At 35.3% G+C, this 20,273-nt stretch carries 23 protein-coding genes and 1 other annotated feature; of the genes, 15 read left to right on the forward strand and 8 right to left on the reverse strand.

Annotation, left to right across the window (positions count from 1 at the left end):
• Window positions 1-19: 19 nt before the first annotated feature.
• Window positions 20-349: a hypothetical protein gene (locus tag J3U56_RS06565; RefSeq protein WP_267349019.1), complete on the reverse strand. Its 330-nt coding sequence runs from the start codon at window positions 347-349 to the stop codon at window positions 20-22.
• Window positions 350-1,112: 763 nt separating this feature from the next.
• Between J3U56_RS06565 and J3U56_RS06570 the strand changes: the two genes are divergently transcribed.
• The gene (locus J3U56_RS06570) at window positions 1,113-1,544 is read left to right on the forward strand and encodes a hypothetical protein (RefSeq protein WP_267334234.1); all 432 of its coding nucleotides are present in this window, start codon (window positions 1,113-1,115) and stop codon (window positions 1,542-1,544) included.
• 3 nt (window positions 1,545-1,547) lie between these two features.
• On the forward strand, window positions 1,548-2,009 hold the full coding sequence (locus J3U56_RS06575; RefSeq protein WP_267367131.1) for a MarR family winged helix-turn-helix transcriptional regulator: 462 nt from the start codon (window positions 1,548-1,550) through the stop codon (window positions 2,007-2,009).
• Window positions 2,010-2,546: 537 nt separating this feature from the next.
• Here the strand turns inward: J3U56_RS06575 and J3U56_RS06580 are convergent.
• Window positions 2,547-3,179, reverse strand: a complete 633-nt coding sequence (locus tag J3U56_RS06580; RefSeq protein ID WP_267367133.1) for a TetR/AcrR family transcriptional regulator — start codon at window positions 3,177-3,179, stop codon at window positions 2,547-2,549.
• A 183-nt stretch (window positions 3,180-3,362) separates the two neighbouring features.
• Here J3U56_RS06580 and J3U56_RS06585 point away from each other — a divergent pair, with 183 nt between their 5' ends.
• From J3U56_RS06585 to J3U56_RS06595, 3 genes are all read left to right on the forward strand, one after another.
• Window positions 3,363-4,571, forward strand: coding sequence for a Tm-1-like ATP-binding domain-containing protein (locus J3U56_RS06585; protein WP_267367134.1), 1,209 nt, complete (start codon window positions 3,363-3,365; stop codon window positions 4,569-4,571).
• 12 nt (window positions 4,572-4,583) lie between these two features.
• The gene (locus tag J3U56_RS06590; protein ID WP_065634629.1) at window positions 4,584-5,411 is read left to right on the forward strand and encodes a phosphoenolpyruvate hydrolase family protein; all 828 of its coding nucleotides are present in this window, start codon (window positions 4,584-4,586) and stop codon (window positions 5,409-5,411) included.
• A 233-nt stretch (window positions 5,412-5,644) separates the two neighbouring features.
• Window positions 5,645-5,929, forward strand: coding sequence for a hypothetical protein (locus J3U56_RS06595; RefSeq protein WP_267367135.1), 285 nt, complete (start codon window positions 5,645-5,647; stop codon window positions 5,927-5,929).
• Between the two features lie 133 nt (window positions 5,930-6,062).
• On the opposite strand, the gene J3U56_RS06600 is transcribed toward J3U56_RS06595, so the two are convergent.
• The 3 genes from J3U56_RS06600 to J3U56_RS06610 all read right to left on the reverse strand — a co-directional run bounded on the left by J3U56_RS06600 (window position 6,063) and on the right by J3U56_RS06610 (window position 8,941).
• A complete protein-coding gene (locus tag J3U56_RS06600; RefSeq protein WP_267367137.1) occupies window positions 6,063-6,953 on the reverse strand; it encodes a DUF4261 domain-containing protein in 891 nt (296 codons plus the stop codon).
• A 74-nt stretch (window positions 6,954-7,027) separates the two neighbouring features.
• Entirely contained in the window at window positions 7,028-7,909 is an 882-nt protein-coding gene (locus tag J3U56_RS06605) for a DUF4261 domain-containing protein (protein WP_267367139.1), read from the reverse strand.
• Window positions 7,910-8,038: 129 nt separating this feature from the next.
• Window positions 8,039-8,941: a LysR family transcriptional regulator gene (locus J3U56_RS06610; protein WP_267367141.1), complete on the reverse strand. Its 903-nt coding sequence runs from the start codon at window positions 8,939-8,941 to the stop codon at window positions 8,039-8,041.
• A 140-nt stretch (window positions 8,942-9,081) separates the two neighbouring features.
• Here J3U56_RS06610 and J3U56_RS06615 point away from each other — a divergent pair, with 140 nt between their 5' ends.
• Window positions 9,082-9,495 (forward strand): DoxX family protein, encoded by a 414-nt coding sequence (locus J3U56_RS06615; RefSeq protein WP_267344049.1) that lies wholly within the window; start codon window positions 9,082-9,084, stop codon window positions 9,493-9,495.
• 458 nt (window positions 9,496-9,953) lie between these two features.
• On the opposite strand, the gene J3U56_RS06620 is transcribed toward J3U56_RS06615, so the two are convergent.
• Window positions 9,954-10,511, reverse strand: coding sequence for a hypothetical protein (locus J3U56_RS06620; RefSeq protein ID WP_267334227.1), 558 nt, complete (start codon window positions 10,509-10,511; stop codon window positions 9,954-9,956).
• A gap of 122 nt (window positions 10,512-10,633) precedes the next feature.
• The gene (locus tag J3U56_RS06625; protein ID WP_267367143.1) at window positions 10,634-11,185 is read right to left on the reverse strand and encodes a cysteine hydrolase family protein; all 552 of its coding nucleotides are present in this window, start codon (window positions 11,183-11,185) and stop codon (window positions 10,634-10,636) included.
• Between the two features lie 107 nt (window positions 11,186-11,292).
• Here J3U56_RS06625 and J3U56_RS06630 point away from each other — a divergent pair, with 107 nt between their 5' ends.
• The 9 genes from J3U56_RS06630 to hisIE all read left to right on the forward strand — a co-directional run bounded on the left by J3U56_RS06630 (window position 11,293) and on the right by hisIE (window position 19,112).
• On the forward strand, window positions 11,293-11,685 hold the full coding sequence (locus J3U56_RS06630; protein WP_267334225.1) for an AsnC family transcriptional regulator: 393 nt from the start codon (window positions 11,293-11,295) through the stop codon (window positions 11,683-11,685).
• 191 nt (window positions 11,686-11,876) lie between these two features.
• Window positions 11,877-12,002 (forward strand) — a sequence feature (His leader region).
• A gap of 37 nt (window positions 12,003-12,039) precedes the next feature.
• On the forward strand, window positions 12,040-12,939 hold the full coding sequence (hisG, locus tag J3U56_RS06635; protein ID WP_267334224.1) for an ATP phosphoribosyltransferase: 900 nt from the start codon (window positions 12,040-12,042) through the stop codon (window positions 12,937-12,939).
• Between the two features lie 4 nt (window positions 12,940-12,943).
• Complete coding sequence (hisD, locus tag J3U56_RS06640; protein ID WP_267334223.1) at window positions 12,944-14,239, forward strand: histidinol dehydrogenase; 1,296 nt, start codon at window positions 12,944-12,946, stop codon at window positions 14,237-14,239.
• A 15-nt stretch (window positions 14,240-14,254) separates the two neighbouring features.
• Window positions 14,255-15,313 carry a histidinol-phosphate transaminase gene (hisC, locus tag J3U56_RS06645; protein WP_267334222.1) on the forward strand — a complete coding sequence of 353 codons (1,059 nt, stop codon included), beginning with the start codon at window positions 14,255-14,257 and terminating at the stop codon, window positions 15,311-15,313.
• An 8-nt stretch (window positions 15,314-15,321) separates the two neighbouring features.
• Complete coding sequence (gene hisB, locus J3U56_RS06650) at window positions 15,322-16,389, forward strand: bifunctional histidinol-phosphatase/imidazoleglycerol-phosphate dehydratase HisB (protein WP_267367144.1); 1,068 nt, start codon at window positions 15,322-15,324, stop codon at window positions 16,387-16,389.
• Window positions 16,389-16,976, forward strand: a complete 588-nt coding sequence (gene hisH / locus J3U56_RS06655) for an imidazole glycerol phosphate synthase subunit HisH (protein ID WP_065634642.1) — start codon at window positions 16,389-16,391, stop codon at window positions 16,974-16,976. Before hisB ends, hisH begins: the two co-directional genes overlap by 1 nt.
• Before the next feature lie 2 nt (window positions 16,977-16,978).
• Window positions 16,979-17,731, forward strand: coding sequence for a 1-(5-phosphoribosyl)-5-[(5-phosphoribosylamino)methylideneamino]imidazole-4-carboxamide isomerase (gene hisA, locus J3U56_RS06660; RefSeq protein ID WP_267334220.1), 753 nt, complete (start codon window positions 16,979-16,981; stop codon window positions 17,729-17,731).
• Window positions 17,713-18,489 carry an imidazole glycerol phosphate synthase subunit HisF gene (gene hisF / locus J3U56_RS06665; RefSeq protein WP_267334219.1) on the forward strand — a complete coding sequence of 259 codons (777 nt, stop codon included), beginning with the start codon at window positions 17,713-17,715 and terminating at the stop codon, window positions 18,487-18,489. The genes hisA and hisF overlap by 19 nt, the downstream gene beginning before the upstream one ends.
• Window positions 18,483-19,112, forward strand: a complete 630-nt coding sequence (hisIE, locus tag J3U56_RS06670) for a bifunctional phosphoribosyl-AMP cyclohydrolase/phosphoribosyl-ATP diphosphatase HisIE (RefSeq protein ID WP_267334218.1) — start codon at window positions 18,483-18,485, stop codon at window positions 19,110-19,112. Before hisF ends, hisIE begins: the two co-directional genes overlap by 7 nt.
• Window positions 19,113-19,200: 88 nt before the next feature.
• Here the strand turns inward: hisIE and cysB are convergent, their stop codons facing one another.
• On the reverse strand, window positions 19,201-20,172 hold the full coding sequence (cysB, locus tag J3U56_RS06675) for an HTH-type transcriptional regulator CysB (RefSeq protein ID WP_267367145.1): 972 nt from the start codon (window positions 20,170-20,172) through the stop codon (window positions 19,201-19,203).
• Between the last annotated feature and the right edge of the window lie 101 nt (window positions 20,173-20,273).

A 20,273-nucleotide genomic window follows, 5' to 3' on the forward strand; every position in this document is an offset into this window, starting at 1 on the left:
TTTTTAGTTGCTTGGGCATTTAATCGTACATAAAATTAATATTGACTCTATTTTTATCTAAATCAATCATCAATTCACATCCTGTCCATATTGTCTTACCGTTAGTTAAATTATTATCGATGTGAAATTGCCTTAATTTGATTAGATAACTTAATATTCCTAAATTCACATATCTTGGAGTCGTAAACCAATTTCTTTCATTAAGATCGTTGATATAATCATATTCATAATGGCAACGCTGATCATTTGATAAAAATTTAGCTTTCATAATCACTTTTTTCGCTTCTATTGGCGCGACATTAAGTAAAATTTGGCTTATACCATTATAGATACTACTATCCTCTCTCATTGCTTATCTCCTAGGATATTTCAAAAAAAATTGACAACTAACATTTTGAGTTCACGTTGAACATAAAATTAATAGGGATAATCTACAACTGATATTAAAGTACTATTTAAAATGTATCGCTTTAAATACTAAGCAAAAATCAACGGTTTTGATAAGCTTAATATTTGTCTTATTTGATCAATAAATAATGTTATTACGAATTACTAAGTTTAAAAGCAAATCTGATTTGATAAAGTGAAAGTCTAACTAGCATAATGAATGCTTAACATAATTAGATTCATCACTAGGTATATATAGTTAAAATATTGCTGGGCATTCTACGATAAAAGTGCTAAAAACCAAAACTATTAATCAATACTTGTCAGCTATTTAGTACTGTTTATTAAATGTAATGGATAATGACATGCATGACACTTATCGTGCAATCTACCTATAAAACATTTAAAATCAAATGTTAACCATTTTTTTAACCATTACTCTTTACAAGAGTTTTCCACCATAAAAACCATTTAATTTACATTATAAAAGCCTTAATTAACAAAATAACAGGTGCAGATAGGCAAACCTGAGTATGCCAGAGATGATTCAACATAAAATATAAATGACTATTAAATCGCTACAGCAAAAATCTAGCTAGTATTCAATAAATTGAATAACAAAAAATCGTTCCGTTGTTGATAATACTAAATTCCAAAAATATACTTTACTAATTTAATATGTACACTTATAATAATAACACTTATTAAAATCATGGAAGAACACTATGAATACTATTACAACCTCGTTTTTACTCCCTACTACGGCTAAACCTGAACACGTATGGCAATATTATGTTGATTTATCTTTAAGAAAATTGTGGGAAACCGATCTTGAGGATTTTAAATTATTCGGTGAGATGAAAACGGGTGCAGAAGGTATATTTAAATTACAAAATACACCAGAAATGCCCGTTACTTTATCAAAGGTTATCGTTAATCAAGAATTTACTGAACAATTTATGATGCCAGAGATGGGCGTTTTCTATTTTTCACATCAAATTGTGCCAATTGCAACAAATCAATATGCATTAAAATCAGAAATATCATTAAAGCCTAATCAAAACGTAGCGGATAGTGCATCTTATCATTTCATAAAACAACTGTCTGATGATATTATTGACAAAACATATGCATTGAAAAATTTAGTTGAAAGGTAAATGATGATTCAGGACAATAAGTTTCGTACACAATTTGTAAAAGACGCTGACTCATTAGGATTTGTCTTTATGCGCACTTATTCGTCCTGGCAGACCAAAATCAAACAATGTCTAAAAAAATACGCGATTACTCATCCCCAATTTATTGTACTGGCAACGCTTGCTTATCTATCCCAATCTGATGACGAAATAACCCAAGTAATATTAGCGACCAAAACCAATATTGATGTCATGACAATTTCGCAAATTTTAGATAATTTAGAAAAAAAAGGGTTAGTAAAGCGATCGACCTCAATCAAAGATAGCCGAGCAAAGCGTATTAATTTGACACAAAGTGGTTTAGATAAAGCCAATGAAACAGTATCTTTAGTGGAAGTGATCGATAATCAATTTTTTTCAGTATTGGGCAATAACACGCCAATTTTTCATCAAATGCTATCAAAATTGTTAGACGGTAATCATTAAACTTGTGCTATATAACAAGTTAGCCATAGTCGATTAAACAACTAAAAACAACAACAACCGGATGAGGCAAATCCCACAGATTTACTTTTAATTTTTCCCTCCTTTTCATCAATCACTATTAAATAAAAATCTGTACTCAGTTTTAGCGTGCTAGCGTTTTACTTGTTATTAGCATTTTTGCGGATAAAAGCCCAGTTGTGTCTAGTCATTTTAGGTTGGTCTACATATAAACATGCTGGATAATAAATCATAGCACTTTAAGTTTAGAGGTAATCAGCATTACACACTCAATACTATTTTCAATTTTATTGCTGAATAAAAGATAAGGCACTTTTTCCAATATGCTTTTAACGTACTTGCTTGTTTTAATTAAGCTAAGTTGATGTTCTCACGTTGCTAGGGCTGATAAGGCTAAGGCATTTTTCATCATTTTCTTTACGCTGATACTACACTTTTAGTGTAGATTATTATCAACAGATTCAACACACTTTAATGTAGTTCCATTAATTAGAGCGTTGAGCTGTTAGCATACTGCGTTTATTGAATTTTTAGCGCATCTTGTTTAGCCTGATTAATGACTGCTTTAGCCATCCATTGTGATAAGGACACCACTTGTTGGTTATCAAGTTTCCAGATATCTTTCAGCACTAAAAATATTTCTGACCCATAAATTACCGAAATTGCATGCAAAACATTATTATAGATTTGTTCAGGCATTTGAGATTTAAGTGGTTTTAAAATAGTTGATAAAATTTCCTTCCGGTTACCACGAACTAATTTATCACTTTGTTGAGATAAAGTCGTTCTTTCTGCTGCCCATTGTTGTAATGAAATTCTTAATGCTGCACGAAGTGCCCCTTCATGTTTTAACATTTGTGGAAAGGCAAAAGCTAAAAAATCCAATATTTGTTGATCTGGATCTTGATTATCGGATTGCCAGTTAAAGATCGGCTCTAATGCGCTTTCTACAACAGCAGCAATTAAGTCGCTTTGAGTTGGAAAGTAACGATAAGCTGTGGCTCTAGATATGCCCGATTTATCTGCAAGTTCAGTAATCGTCAGTTCACACCCCTGCTCTAGGGCATTTAGTGCAGTATTGATTAAACGATCAAACGTTCGTTTTTTCACACCGCTATATTTAGGTGATGAAGCTAAGCTGTTATGAGTCATACGGTCAATTTTCTAATTACATTTTTAATGTATATATCATACTTCAATTTTCGGTATTCAATAAATTTTATGATTTAACAAAAAAATGAGACTAAAGTCTCATTTTTGATTTATAATATGTGGCAGACTATCACCCCATAGGTCGAAGTATCGAATTTCAATTTATCCATAAAGGAGGGATAAATGACATCTAACAATATGATTTATTTAGCATCGACACTTGATACCAAAGGGGAAGAGATTGTTTATATTAAAAAACTGCTCGCTGAAAAAAATTTAAGCTGTAAAATTGTCGACTTATCAACGCAGCCCCATGCTTTTAATCATCTGGCTGATGTCAGTGCCAGTCTGATTGCTAGTTTTCATCCTGAAGGTAGTGGTGCTGTTTTTTGTGGTGATAGAGGAAAAGCCATTGTCGCAATGGCGAAAGCATTTGAGCTATTTTTATCTAAACAAAACGATATTGGTGCAATACTGGGGTTGGGCGGTTCAGGCGGCACTGCATTAATTACACCGGCTATGCAGTCATTAGCAATTGGTATACCTAAATTGATGGTATCAACCATGGCATCGGGTGACATTTCGGGTTATATCGGTGCTAGTGATATTGCCATGATGTACTCAGTTACTGATATTGCTGGGATAAACGTTATCTCAAGAAAAATTTTAAGCAATGCAGCAAACTTTATCGCTGGTTCAATATTATTTAAAAAGCAAGAAGTGGTCGAAGATAAACCAGCGATAGGGTTAACGATGTTTGGTGTAACAACGCCATGTGTACAATCTGTTTCCGCTCAGCTTCATGATCAATATGATTGCTTAATTTTTCATGCCACGGGTAGTGGTGGAAAGGCAATGGAAAAATTGGCCGATAGCCACCTTTTACATGGCGTGCTTGACATTACAACAACCGAAGTATGCGACTATTTATTTGGCGGTGTATTGGCTTGCGATGATAATCGGTTTGATGCGATAGCTAGAAGCCAAATACCTTATATTGGATCTTGTGGGGCACTCGATATGGTTAATTTTGCAAGCCCTGATACCATTCCTGAAAAATATCAAAATCGATTGTTCTATCCACACAATCCGCAAGTAACATTAATGAGAACCACACCAGAAGAAAATCAACAAATGGCGAATTGGATTGCAAATAAACTTAACCAATGCCAAGGATATGTCACCTTTATCATCCCCGAAGAAGGATTTTCAGCCTTAGATATAAAAGGCGGTGCGTTTTGGTCACCAGACGCTAACAAAGCCTTTATTGAAGAGTTCGAAAAAACGTATATGGTCACCGAAAAAAGACGATTAATTAAAGTTCCTTATCACATAAACTCACCACAGTTTTGTGATCTAATTATCAACGAATTTAAAAAAATAATGAAATAAATGGAGAGAATTATGACAAGTAAACGCGCACAGTTGTTAAAAAAATTTCACGATATGATAGCTAAAGGCCAACCAATTATTGGTGGTGGTGCTGGTACTGGATTGTCGGCTAAATGCGAAGAAGCGGGTGGTATCGATCTCATTGTTATCTATAATTCTGGCCGTTATCGTATGGCGGGTCGTGGTTCGCTAGCAGGTTTACTTGCTTATGGGAATGCCAACGAAATTGTTATGGATATGGCAAAAGAGGTGTTACCGGTAGTTAAAAATACCCCTGTGCTAGCTGGCGTAAATGGTACAGACCCATTTTGTCAATTTGATCAGTTTTTAGATAAATTAAAAGAAACCGGTTTTGCAGGCGTACAAAACTTTCCAACTGTTGGTTTAATCGATGGTAACTTTAGGGCAAATCTTGAAGAAACAGGCATGGGGTATGCGTTAGAAGTTGAGATGATTCGTCAAGCAAATCAAAAAGATTTACTGACAACACCTTATGTATTTAGTGAACAAAATGCTATTGATATGGCAAAAGCCGGCGCAGATATTTTAGTACCTCATATGGGACTAACAACCGGCGGAAGTATCGGGGCAGAAACTGCACTAAAACTTGCTGACTGTGTACCACTAATTAATCAATGGGCAAAAGCAGCGAAGGCAATTCGACCTGATATCATCATACTATGTCATGGTGGTCCAATTGCAACCCCTGAAGATGCTGAGTATATTTTACAAAATTGTCCAGATTGTAATGGTTTCTATGGTGCAAGCTCAATGGAACGTTTACCGACCGAAATTGCTCTAAAACAGACCACCCAGCAATTTAAAGCGATTCGTCGTTAATCTATAATCGCCAAAAACTGCACAAAATTATTAAAGAACGGCTCAATCATCCTAGAGCCGTTACTTTAACATTAAATACCTCAAGCAATATTCTTTATAAAATACGTATAGCCATAATATCCAAAAGATCGCGATAAAGATTTAATCAAATTTGATAAAATAATTGATAACAGATAAAAGGCCAAGTATAACTACGCATAATAACTTGATTTAACTTCAGATAAAGGTAGCAAATGCTAGACATTCTTAATTTTATTGAATCATATCAGAAACATCATTCTGTATTTGATCGAAAGTTAGCGTTAATAAAACAGCTAATTATTTATCTCGATCAACATGATTTTAAAGGTCATATTGACAACATTTTGCCCATTTTGGATCAGCACACCGGTTACAGTGAATTCCGAATCATGAATGATTGTGAATCGAACAATCCGAATTTATGGATAGAATACCAATATCATGGCAAACATATTCGGCTTAGTCCTGGCGATATTGTCATTACCATGAAAAAATGATATCAATGCTAAGTGATATCATTTTTCATAAATTTATAATGATTTATTAAGTTATTTAATCATCGGTAATGAAATTAAAAATGATAAAAACCATTACGTTGATAATGTCATCGCAAATGAGTGAGTCATTCAATTAAGAATTAACTTGACTATCATGGATTTCAACAACGAGCACATTACCTTCATCTTTTAAGAAATATTCATCATCATTTGGTGCGCGTAGAGACATCATTTTGTCATCGCCACATTCCATTGTATCGCCCGCAACCATGGTTGCGCCACTTTCACGTAAATAATTGAGCACATTACTAAATAACGTAAAGTAGTGTTCGCCTTCATCGTGACTTTTTGCTAATACAGCAAAATCTGGTAGCCCAAATGCATCGGCACCATAGGTACGCATCCAAACACCGTCGACGTTTTCCACTTGATATTTAACAAACCCACAGAACAATGTTGGTAAAGAAGTGGATAGTAAATCAATTCCATCTTTATCAGTAACTAATTCTAACAGTGATTCAATTGGTAAAGAAGTATGACCGTGCTCATTTACGACGGCTAACGCATTAAACGTTGCAAAACTTGCTGCTAAACGCGCCAATGCTAAATATTGTTCAAAAACATCTTGCTCATAGCCTTTATAAAATAACATTAAATGACTATCGTGATGACGAACTTGTTCTTTGATGTCTTGACTATAATGTGCTGTGGCAATACAAGGCTCTAACGGATTGGCAGGATAAGGATGATTCATACCAATTAATTGAATAACATGTTTATCCCAACCAATTAACAAGTAACATCCTTCATCTAATTGCTTGAATGGTGTTTCATATTGGATATTTTTTATTGAAGGATCTATCTTAACTAGTGCTTCTTTTAATTGATTTTTATCAAAATCCAATTTGCCCTTAAACAAAATACTTAGGCTTACGGGATTTTCAATATTTGGATTAGCCACTAATGTGCCACACTCTAACATTGATTTGTTTTTTTTACCAAAAAGACGTGAAAAAAAATTCATTGATACCTTCCTTTATCATTACACAATCAAAAAGTAAGCACTAAATTGTCATTAGTGCAGGATGTTATTAAGAATTATACTTTACGATATTGCGCCACTAACACCAAACTTCCATCTTTTAAAAAGCCCTCTTCTGCTGAGGGTTCACGCAAAATCATTATTTTACCGCGATCATCTTCGATAGTATGCCCTGCTGCTATTTCTGCATGAGTCTGATGCAAATACAATAATAGATTATTGAATATATTTAGGTATTTATCTGTTTCATCAAAACTATCAGCAAACGCAGCAAAATCGGGAAATCCTAGCTGACCAGCACCATAAGTTCGCATACAGATGCCAGTATGAATATCTACTTTCATGGCTTTAAAACCGACAAAAAATAGGGGTAAACATTCACAAAGTAATTCAATCCCATTATCGCTCTCGACTAACGCACTAACCACATGGGTTGACAAAATAGTCTGTGCCTTTAGGTTAAGTAGCCCTACCATATTAAAATGTTCAAAGCCAATAGCAAATTGCGTTAATATCAAATACTGTTTAATAAGATCGTCTTCATAGCCATGATAAGAGATGATAATATGGCTATTATGATTTTTAATCGTTTGAATTAAATCTTGATTATCCTTGGCAAATTCAATACTTTGCTTTATTACCTCGGGTGAGCAAGCCGTATCAAAACCAACAACTTTAATTAAGTGTTGGTTCCAACTCGCTAAAGCATTAAATGCTTCACCCTTGCCACAAGGCAAAGACTGGAACTTGACTTTCTTCATTGAAGAATTAATTTTGCCTAGAGATCGAGTTAATTTATTGAAATCAAAAGAGAGAGTACGATCAACTAAAATAGTTAATGAAAGCGGATTTTTTATAGCGGGATTTTCAATGATCGCACTGTCTGATTGCGCTACATTACTTTTTTTAAAAGTAAACAGTCTAGACAAAATACTCATGAAAATTTCCTAATACATTGTTGTGTTATAACATTATTTATAACAAAATATGACTTTAATCATTTTTATGTATACCTTATATTATTTATCTATTTTTTTCAAATAGTATCGTTTTTTTCAACAACAACTTTACCACTGTACCTGTTCAAGCTCACTGATTAAAAAGTCGATTAAGAAACGAGTACGAAGTGGCAATAATTTACGGCTTGGATACATTGCATAAATATTATAATCTTCAACATAATAATTAGTTAAAACCGAAACTAACTGACCGGCTTTAACATCTTGACCAATAATGAAGTCAGGCTGCTTTGAGATACCACCACCTTGAAGTATTATTTGCCTGCATGTATCGCCATTATTACAATAGACATTTGCACTCAAATTTACCGAATAACAGCGATTATTTTGATAAAAATTCCATTGCTCTTTTTTTGCCCAGTGACTGTACATAATAATTTTATGTTGTTTAAGATCATCGGGATTTATTGGCATACCATAATGAGCAATATAATCAGGAGAAGCGGCTACAATCATTTTAGTTGTAGCTAATTTACGACTAATTAAAGAAGAATTGTCTAAATTACCAATTCGAATAGCTAGGTCATATCCCTCTTCCAATAAGTTAACAAAGCGATCGGATAGAGTGATATCTAAAATGATTTGAGGATATTTTTTGCTAAATTTTTGCCATAATGGTGCTAAATGCAAAACACCAAAACTAACAGGAACATTAACTCGTAAAATACCTTGTGGGCTAGCTTGCTTTAAACTCAGACTTTCTTCTGCTTCTGCTGTAGCATTAATAATGGCTTTTGCTTGCCAGTAAAAGGTTTGCCCTTCATTAGTTACAACCATATTACGTGTTGTACGCTGTAATAATCTTACTTGTAGGCGATCTTCTAAAGCTTGAATATAACGCGATACCGCTTGTTTAGACAAATTTAATTTACCCGCTGCTTCAATAAAACTGTTACAATCAACAACGGTGACAAAAACTGTCATCTCCAAAAATTTATTTGATTTATTCATCCATTTTCACCTAGTCAAGTAATTGTTCCACTTAATGAGACAATAAGTCACATAATAGCTTATTTATCTACAAATAAATAACCATTATGATGAACTTACCATTTAAATGATAATAATTGTTAACATATAGGAAAAATAAAATGAAACAATATCGAATTGATTTAGCCTCACTTATTTTACGCATTACGCTTGGTGTCATGTTTTTAGCGCATGGTTTTACTAAATTAGTTGTGTTTACCCCTGCTGGCACTGCCCAATATTTTGAGTCACTTGGTTTTCCAGGTTTTGTGGGGTATTTAACTATTTTGTTTGAAATTGGGAGTGGTGTTTTATTATTGTTAGGGATTTTCACACGCATAATCAGCTTTTTAGCCGTAATTCAGATGATTGTTATTACTTATATTCATTCAGCAAATGGATGGATGTTTACAAATACGGGGGGCGGCTTTGAATACCCTGCATTTATGGCAATGACAGCATTAAGTTTATTGCTATTAGGTACTGGATGCTTTAGCCTTTTCTCTAAAAGGTATCAATTAATCAATCTGCTATAAAAAACCAAACAATAAATTAAACTAAAAAGTTAATAAGAAAAAACAAAGGAAAGGCAAAATTAAGCAACAAGCTTATTGCCTTTCCTAATACAGTTGCAATGAAAATATTAAGGAAATTAATTTACGCTCATCTCTTCAATAATAGCACTAACAATTTTGTGCGCTTTGTGCGCTTTTTTTAATCACTTTACCACGTTGTTCATGCCCAATTACTGTGGGCAATATCATAGGACAATTTAAGCTTAATTGCTAAGATTTATCCTCCCCTTATGTTACCGAGTTAATATAATAATTTTTTTGATTTACTGTGGTTACCGAATCACAAAAATTGACAGTTGAAACATCAGTAGAATTGATCCCAAAATTTGCATCATAACCCTACTTGGGATAAACACGATAAATCGTATCGTTAGAAAAAAGACCAACCGCTACTTTGTTAACATTCATTACTTGGAAGTTTACTCAATCATAGTAGGGATAATCAGATAAATAGGCCAAAAGCATGTAGACAAAAACGGTAAGATAAAATAGATCACATCAAAAAATTTCTGTTTTTTACCTTGGTACGTTTTTCTATGTAATTGATAATATCGAATAGCAAAGGCAAAAAGAATACCTGTTATTGGAAATAATAAAAGGGAAAATTCCCTATAACATAGACTGTATGATAACCATCCAATGATAAGTAATGTCGCAACTTGAGTACAACGATACAAATCAACTTTATAGTTATTAGATTTATTTAATCTGTTAGCACGATGGTATCGAATTGTGATCGGAAAAAGAATAGTAAAAATGGATAACAGCACTAATACCATCACACCCATATCCATATAGATATAATCAAACAAGTCAAAGCAAAGTAAACCAATAAAAATGACTAAACAATATTTAACAAACCAATGATATCTAATCCCAAAAAACAAAAAAGCACTTAAATACGGTAAATAAAAGAAAGGAAACATAAACAGCCATACGAATATATAGCTATCGGTATGATCTGAAGGATGCAACATGACGAATTCTTATAATAAATAACCTTTTTTCATATAGTTAAATTATATCACATTGCAAATCAACAATAAAATTCAATAAAAACATCAAAAGAATCGATTTAATAATTGTTCATTCTATGACTTTAACTAATCTCAATAAACTGTTCACAACTTATTACAGATGCAAAATTCATTAAAGCAGACATAAAACTGTTATGGACAGTTTTAGCCGGTATCCATTCACCATTGAAATCAAGATCTCGAGTAGTGCAAGCATCATCAATCAATATTGGTTGATAACCTAATTCGCTGGCACATCGCGTCGTGGAGTCAATACACATATGACTCATCATGCCACAAATAACTAATTGTTTAACATTTTGCTGCTGTAATTTTTGTTGTAAATCGGTTTGAAAAAAACTATTGGGATAAGACTTTTGTATAATTTGTTTATATTGATTGCTCGAAGCTAGCAAATCTGGGTGAATGTCGGCACCATGACTCCCTTTGGCAAAAAAAGCTGCATTAGGATCTAATTTAATATGTTGAATATAAAAAATGGGTAAGCCATTTTCGGAAAAATATTTTTGTATTGTTAAGATGTTGTTTAGCACACGTTCAGTATCAACTAATGTAAATTTACCTTGCGGAAAATAGTCATTTTGTACATCAATAATTACTAATCCTTGTTTCACTGCTTTCTCCTGTCATTGTTTTATACAACTAAATTATGCGATAATTTGTCATTGCCTAACATAGTGTATTGAAAGCATTTAGATAAATTAACTTTCAGCGTGAAAAAATGGATAAAAAAGATCGAGCTATTTTAAATGAACTTAAAAATAACAGTCGACAATCCTGGAAAGAGATTGGTGAAAAAATCTATCTGTCTGGTCAAGCAGTCGGTCAACGAGTAGTAGAGTTACAAATTAAAGGTATTATTGAAAAATTTACAATCAAAGAAAAAACCAAACATCTGCAATTCATCACTATTTACATGAACACGAATCAATTTGAATCTTTCGAGCAGCTAATTAAATCTTATTGCGAAATAATTGAGTTTTATAAAATTACCGGAGATGGCTGTTATTTTATAAAAAGCTGTTTTGATCCCCAAACACTAACAACTTTTTTAGAAAAAATAGAATATTTTTGTCGTTATAAGGTCAGCCACCAGCTAAAAAATATTCTATAAAATGGTCATGTTTATTCACAATAAAGAGGTCAAATCGACGTTAAGGTAAATTTTTTTTAGATTTTTTTGATCAAAACTAAAAAAACAGTTGCCAGTGAGCAAAAACTGTTATATTTTGTACAACAGTATTTATAGTCAATTAAATTATTGGTTTATTTTATGAATTGTTTTTGCGCTTTAGTTATTAAACATCATCACCATCATCATTCCTGAATAGTCTTCGGGCGATAGGTGCTGGAAGACATTTGATCTTCCGGTGATAACGCAAAAGCAAATAGAAAACCCTCGGAAGATCAAACTTCCGAGGGTTTTTTGTTTTTAGTTGATAAATTTTGGTTAAGTTGGAGAATAAATATGTTGGATAATTCACGTTTACGCATTGCTATGCAAAAATCGGGACGCTTAAGTGATGAGTCAAAAAAATTGCTTGCGCAGTGTGGTATTAAAATTAATCTTCAAGAGCAACGTTTAATTGCTTTTGCTGAAAATATGCCAATTGATATTTTACGTGTTCGTGATGATGATATACCTGGTTTGGTAATTGATGGAGTCGTAGATATTGGTATTGTTGGTGAAAACGTTTTAGAGGAAGAAGTACTAGACCGTCAAGCAGAAGGTGAAAATCCACAATATAAAAAATTACGGCGTTTAGATTTTGGTGGCTGCCGTTTATCAATCGCTGCGCCGCGTGATTTTGATTATACTGGCCCTGAATGTTTAAATGATTTACGTATTGCCACTACTTACCCACACTTATTGCGTCGTTATCTATCACAATACAACGTCAACTTTAAAACTTGCTTGCTAAATGGTTCGGTCGAGGTCGCTCCGCGCGCTGGACTTGCCGATGTGATTTGCGATCTTGTCTCTAGTGGCGCCACGTTAGAAGCCAACGGGCTACGAGAAATTGAAATTATTTATCAATCTAAAGCTTGCCTGATTCAGCGACAAGGTGAAATGCCACAAGTCAAACAAGCCTTAATCGATAAAATAATGACACGTATTCAGGGTGTTATTCAAGCACGAGAATCAAAATATATAATGTTACATGCTCCAACTGAAGTGTTAGACCAAGTTGTCGCCCTGTTACCTGGCGCGGAAAATCCAACAATCCTCCCGTTGACAGGCGAACAAAATCGAGTTGCGCTGCACATGGTTAGCAGTGAGTCACTGTTTTGGGAAACCATGGAAAAACTAAAAGCATTAGGCGCCAGCTCTATTTTGGTATTACCAATTGAAAAAATGATGGAGTAATAAAATGAAAATCTCATATTGGCAACAATGTTCAGATAAACAACAGCAAGCACTACTCATGCGACCTGCCATTGCTGCATCAGATACTATCAGTCAGGCTGTTACGGCAATTTTAGAACAAGTAAAACAAGACGGTGATAAGGCACTAATAGCACTTAGTAATAAATTTGATAAAGTCCAAATTAAACAAATAAAATTAACTGAAGCTGAAATAAAAGCGGCAACTGCTCGAGTCAATCAAGAATTGAAGCAAGCCATGCAGTTAGCAGTATCAAATATCAAAAAATTCCATCAAGCCCAAGTTAAACCTGTCATCAATGTTGAAACGATGCCAGGCATAAATTGTCAACTAGTCACTCGACCTATTGATTCAGTAGGGTTATATATTCCAGGTGGTTCAGCCCCCTTATTTTCAACGGTATTAATGTTGGCCACTCCAGCAAAAATTGCCGGATGTCGTAAAGTAATTTTATGTTCGCCCCCTCCAATCGCTGACGAAATTTTATATGCTGCTGAACTTTGTGGCATAAGTGAAATTTATCAATTAGGTGGAGCCCAAGCTATCGCGGCAATGGCATTTGGCACAGAATCCGTCCCTAAAGTTGATAAACTTTTTGGACCCGGTAATGCTTTTGTGACCGAAGCTAAACGCCAAGTGAGTCAACGCCTTGATGGTGCTGCTATTGATATGCCAGCGGGCCCTTCTGAGGTTTTGGTCATTGCTGATAGTTTGGCAAATCCAGCCTTTATCGCAGCCGATCTATTATCTCAAGCAGAGCATGGCCCAGATTCACAAGTGGTTTTGCTTACCCCTGATGAAAAAATCGCTCAAGCAGTATCTACTGAAGTGGACAAACAACTTAGTACATTATCACGACATGAGATCGCCCAAAAAGCTTTACAAGAAAGCCGTTTGATTGTGACTAAAGATTTAGAAGAATGTGTAACAATTAGTAATCGCTATGGGCCAGAACACTTAATTATACAAACCCGAAATGCAGATGACTTAGTTGATAAAATAAACAGTGCTGGATCAATCTTTTTAGGTGATTGGTCGCCGGAATCTGCTGGTGATTATGCATCGGGTACCAACCACGTACTACCCACTTATGGTTATACAGCAACTTACTCAAGTCTTGGGCTAGCTGATTTTCAAAAACGTATGACAGTGCAAAAACTCACTCAAGAAGGGTTGAAAGAGATTGGTCATGCCGTTGAACTCATGGCAGAAGCAGAGCAGCTAACCGCCCATAAACAAGCGGTTAGTTTACGATTAGCGACACTAAATACAACCAAGTAAAATTAGGGATAAACAATGGACATTAATCAACTAGTCAGAAAGAATGTGCAAAAACTGACCCCATATCAATCCGCCCGTCGTATTGGTGGTAAAGGTGATGTATGGCTTAACGCTAACGAATACCCTGTTGCGCCTCATTTTGAATTAACTGAACAAACCTTAAATCGCTATCCAGAACCACAACCTGAACAGGTAATTAGCCGATATGCGCAGTATGCAGGAGTCACTAATGAACAATTAATTGTCAGTCGAGGGGCAGATGAAGCGATTGAACTATTAATGCGAGCATTTTGTGAGCCAGAACAAGATAGTATTTTATATTGCCCGCCAACTTATGGTATGTATCAAGTTAGCGCTGAAACACTCGGAGTTCAAACCAAAACAGTCCCTACTAAGGCAGATTGGCAACTCGATCTTGACGCAATTAAACAAAATCTTGATAGCGTAAAATTAATTTATGTCTGTTCACCCAATAATCCAACCGGTAACCTAATTAATCCTGATGATATTAAATCATTACTTAATATGGCAAAAGACCGCGCGCTAGTTGTTATTGATGAGGCTTATATCGAGTTTTCGCCTGAATCTTCTGTGATCAAATGGTTAGCGACCTATCCACATTTAGTGATTTTACGGACTTTATCTAAAGCATTTGCTTTGGCAGGATTACGCTGCGGGTTTACCATCGCTAATAAACCGGTGATCGATGCTTTACAAAAGGTCATTGCTCCCTATCCGTTAGCAACCCCAGTAGCAGACATTGCCGCTCAAGCTTTAAGTAAAGACGGCATAAATACCATGAAACTTCACGTTATCAATCTCAATAACCAAAAAGAAAAATTTGCAAACGCACTGAATCAATTATCGATTGTTGAAAAAGTTTATCCTAGTCGATCTAATTACTTATGTGTTAAATTCCAAGATGATAAAGATGTATTTAAGACCCTTTGGAATCAAGGTATCATTTTGCGAGATCAAAGCAAATCCATTGGACAAAAAAATATTATTCGAATATCTATTGGCACACAAGCCGAATGTGAAGCTGTAATATCAGCACTCAAAGCGATAAAATAGGAGCAATAATGTTACAAAAATATTTATTTATTGATCGTGATGGTACATTAATTACCGAACCACCTATTGATTTTCAAGTCGATCGTTTTGAAAAATTGGCTTTTGAACCTAATGTTATTCCTGCCCTACTTAAACTCCAATCAGCAGGCTTTAAATTAGTCATGGTCACAAATCAAGACGGACTTGGCACTAAAAGTTATCCGCAACAAGATTTTGATGGACCGCATAATTTAATGATGCAAATCTTTACATCACAAGGAGTTAACTTCGAAGAAGTCTTGATCTGCCCTCATTTTCCTGAAGATCATTGTCAGTGTCGTAAACCTAAAATACAACTGGTTCTTCCTTATCTTACCAGTGGCAAATTAGATAAAGCGCATAGTTATGTAATTGGTGACAGACTTACCGACATGCAACTTGCCGAAAATATGCAAATAAAAGGATTGCACTATAATCCCGAAACACTTAATTGGAGCGAAATAGCCCAAAGGCTAACCACAGCTGATCGTTATGCTAAAGTTGAACGTAATACTAAAGAAACTAAAATTTTAGTTGAAGTCTGGCTTGATCGTCAAGGTGGTAGTCAAATCAACACCGGTATTGGTTTTTTTGACCATATGTTAGATCAAATAGCGACACATGGCGGAATTAAACTCAATATTCAAGTACAAGGTGATTTACATGTTGACGATCATCATACTATTGAAGATACTGGACTTGCCTTAGGCGAAGCCTTAAAACAAGCTCTAGGTGATAAACGGGGTATCACACGTTATGCTTCGGTCATTCCAATGGATGAATGTTTAGCAAAATGCGCGATGGATATCTCGGGCCGACCATATCTTGTTTTCTTGGCACATTTTACTACACCAAAAGTTGGCGATATGAGTACACAAATGGTTGAACACTTTTTTTACTCACTAAGTTATGCAATGGCAATTACTTTACATATCGAAACTGAAGGTGTTAACGATCATCATAAAGTAGAAAGCTTGTTTAAAGCTTTTGCCAGAACATTAAAACAAGCTATTAAGATTGAAAGTGACAGATTACCAAGCTCAAAAGGAGTCCTGTAATGAATATTGTCATTTTAGATACCGGTTGTGCTAACCTTTCATCAGTAAAATATGCCATAGATCGATTAGGTTATAAATCGATAATCAGTCTTGATCCTAATGTGGTACTTAATTCAGATAAACTGCTTTTACCTGGCGTCGGCTCGGCTTCATCGGCAATGCAAAAACTCAAAGATCGCGATTTAATTGATCTCATTAAAGTTTGCACCCAACCAGTATTAGGGATTTGCCTTGGCATGCAACTTTTAGCTGATTTTAGCCATGAAGGGCATGTTCATACTTTAGGCATTATCCATGAAACAGTAACTGAAATACCTGATCGTGGATTGCCACTACCTCATATGGGATGGAATCAGGTCTATCCCAAAGCCGGACATCATCTGTTTCGTGATATTCCAGATGGTGCTTATTTTTATTTTGTACATGGATACGCGATGCCATTATGCTCAGCAACTATTGCAGAAACCAATTACGGCGAAAGCTTTACCGCTGCCGTACAAAAAGACAACTTTTACGGCGTACAGTTTCATCCCGAGCGTTCTGGCTCGGTCGGTGCAACGTTGCTAAAAAACTTTTTGGAGATATAACAATGTCAACATTTCCAAATATTATACCGGCACTTGATTTAATTGATGGTTCAGTTGTCCGTTTACATCAAGGTGATTATGATCAAAAACGCAATTACGGTAACGATCCTTTAACTCGGTTACAGTCTTATGAAAAGCAAGGTGCAAAATTACTACATCTTGTTGATTTAACTGGTGCCAAAGATCCAAACGCACGGCAGATAGCCTTGATTAAAACGTTAATAAGTGGCGTTAACGTACCGGTTCAAATCGGAGGTGGCATTCGCACACAAGCAGATGTCACAGCCCTGCTCGATGCTGGCGCTGCACGGGTAGTTATCGGCTCGACAGCAATAAAGCAACCAGAAATGGTTAAACAGTGGTTTGAGCATTACGGTCCTGAAGCTTTGGTATTGGCACTCGATGTTCGAATTGACAGCCAAGGCGATAAATACGTTGCAATACATGGCTGGCAAGAGGACTCAAAGCAAAAACTTGAACAAGTTATTGATAACTACCTACCATTTGGTTTAAAGCATGTTTTGTGTACCGATATTTCGAAAGACGGAACCTTAAGCGGTTCAAATGTTGAATTATACCAAGAAATTAGTCAAAAATACCCACAAATCGAGTTTCAAGCCTCTGGTGGGATTGGTCAATTAGACGATGTTAAAGCATTACAAAACAGTGGTGTAGCAGGCGTAATTGTTGGGCGAGCATTACTTGAAGGTAAATTTACAGTTCAGGAGGCAATTTCATGCTGGCAAAAAGGATAATTCCTTGTTTAGATGTTCGTAATGGTCAAGTAGTAAAAGGTGTACAGTTTCGCAATCACGAAATTATCGGTGATATCGTACCTTTAGCGAAAAGATATGCCGAAGAAGGCGCTGACGAACTGGTATTTTATGATATTACAGCCTCATCTGATGGTCGAGTTGTTGATAAAAGTTGGGTGGCAAAAGTTGCTGAAGTTATTGATATTCCTTTTTGTGTTGCTGGCGGGATTAAAACGGTTGAAGATGCAGGTCAGATATTAACATTTGGGGCCGACAAAATTTCGATCAACTCACCCGCATTAGCTAATCCAGATTTAATTACTGAATTAGCAGATTGTTATGGTGTGCAATGTATTGTTGTTGGAATCGATACTTGGTATGACCAACAATCTCAACATTATCATGTTTATCAATTTACAGGTGATGAAAAGCGTACAGTTGCGACCAAATGGACTACCTTAGATTGGGTAAAAGAGGTACAAAAACGCGGCGCTGGTGAAATCGTATTAAATATGATGAACCAAGATGGTGTGCGTAATGGGTACGATTTGACACAACTACAAGCTGTGCGTGATGTTTGTCATGTGCCTTTAATTGCCTCAGGCGGCGCAGGCACAATGGCGCATTTTTTACAAGCGTTCAGGGACGCAAATGTGGATGGCGCTTTAGCCGCTTCTGTTTTTCATAAACAAATTATCAATATTGGTGAACTTAAACAGTATTTAGCTCAACATGGAGTAGAAATTCGATTATGCTAATTCCAAATTCCGATACCAAATTAGACTTAAGCAAACTTGATTGGCAAAAAGTGGATAATTTAATGCCTGTTATCATCCAACATTATGTCTCGGGTGATGTCTTAATGCTTGGCTATATGAATCAAGATGCACTAACACAAACACAAAATAGTGGCAAAGTAACCTTTTATTCACGCACTAAACAGCGTCTATGGACTAAAGGTGAAACATCTGGCAATTTTTTAAATGTAAAAAGCATTTCAACCGATTGTGATAACGATACATTACTTATTTTAGTTGATCCTGTGGGTCCAACTTGTCACACGGGCACTAACAGCTGTTTTGCGCAGGCACAAACGACATGGGGTTTTTTATTTCAACTAGAACAGTTGCTTGCAGCGCGCAAAAGTGCTGATCCAACATCATCCTATACAGCTAAATTATATCATGATGGAACAAAACGGATTGCACAAAAGGTAGGTGAAGAAGGCGTTGAAACTGCTTTAGCAGCTACCGTTCATGATAAAGAAGAGTTAAAAAATGAATCAGCTGATTTGATTTACCATTTACTGGTATTATTGCAAGATCAAAATCTATCACTACAAGATGTGATAGGTATTTTAAAAGCACGCCATAAAAAATAGTGCTAAACGAAAAAGTGCGAATGATTTCGCACTTTATTTGATTTGATTACTACGGACTTAAATAGATAGCGCTATTATTTCAATCTCATTAACGAATCGGTAATTTCACCCCATTGAACATAGTTTGAACATCAACGTTATTTTCGCACAAAATAAGGCGATCAACGGTTGATTTATTTAAATGTGGAGAAAATTGTCTTATAAAATCATACATGTAACTGCGCAAAAATAGTGAACGCGAAAATGCAATATACGTCGTACTATAAGGAAAGATATGCCCTGCACTCAGTACCACAAAATCATTATCCTCATTTTGACTCACTGCCATCTTTGCAACAATACCAACACCAACCCCCAATTTAACATAGGTTTTAATCAAATCGGCATCCGTTGTACTAAACACAATATTAGGTGATTGATTAGCCTTATTAAAAGCCTGATTCAAATCAGACCCATCATTCGAAAAATCATAACTAACTAATGGGTATTTAGATAACTCAGCAATCGAAATTAAACGACTTTTTGCTAAAGGATGATCTTTCATCACTATCACAGCCTGATTCCAGTGGTAACAAGGCAGTGCAATCATATCTTCACTTAATTGAGAGAGATCCGTCACAATAGCAAAATCGGCTTGTCCGGTTTGCGCTTGCAATAAACATTGTGGTGATGAACCCTGCTCCATATGTAAAGTAATATTGGGATATTGTTTCATGAACTGCTGAATGACAACCGGAAGTGTATAACGAGCTTGTGTATAAGTGGTGGTGATGGTCAAGGTACCTTGATTTGGCTGACTATACTCTTTGGCAACAATTTTAATATCATTGGATTTATTTAGAATTTCTCTTGCCAAAGTTATAATCTGTTCGCCAACATCAGTGACTTCGGAAAGATGCTTGCCAACGCGGATAAAAATTTGCACACCAAGTTCATCTTCTAATAACTTAATCTGTTTACTAATACCAGGCTGTGAAGTATACAGCTTTTCTGATGTTAACGATACGTTAAGATCATTATTAACAACCTCAACTATATAACGCAGTTGTTGCAATTTCATGACAAAGGTTCCTTTCTTTTTATTCCCTTCACCTTTTCGATTAACAAAGAGGTAAAGGGACAAAATAACTCCTTTCACACTTTAGCATAAACGTAAACTCA

The organism is Gilliamella sp. B2824 (genome assembly GCF_026536245.1).
GTDB lineage: Bacteria > Pseudomonadota > Gammaproteobacteria > Enterobacterales > Orbaceae > Gilliamella.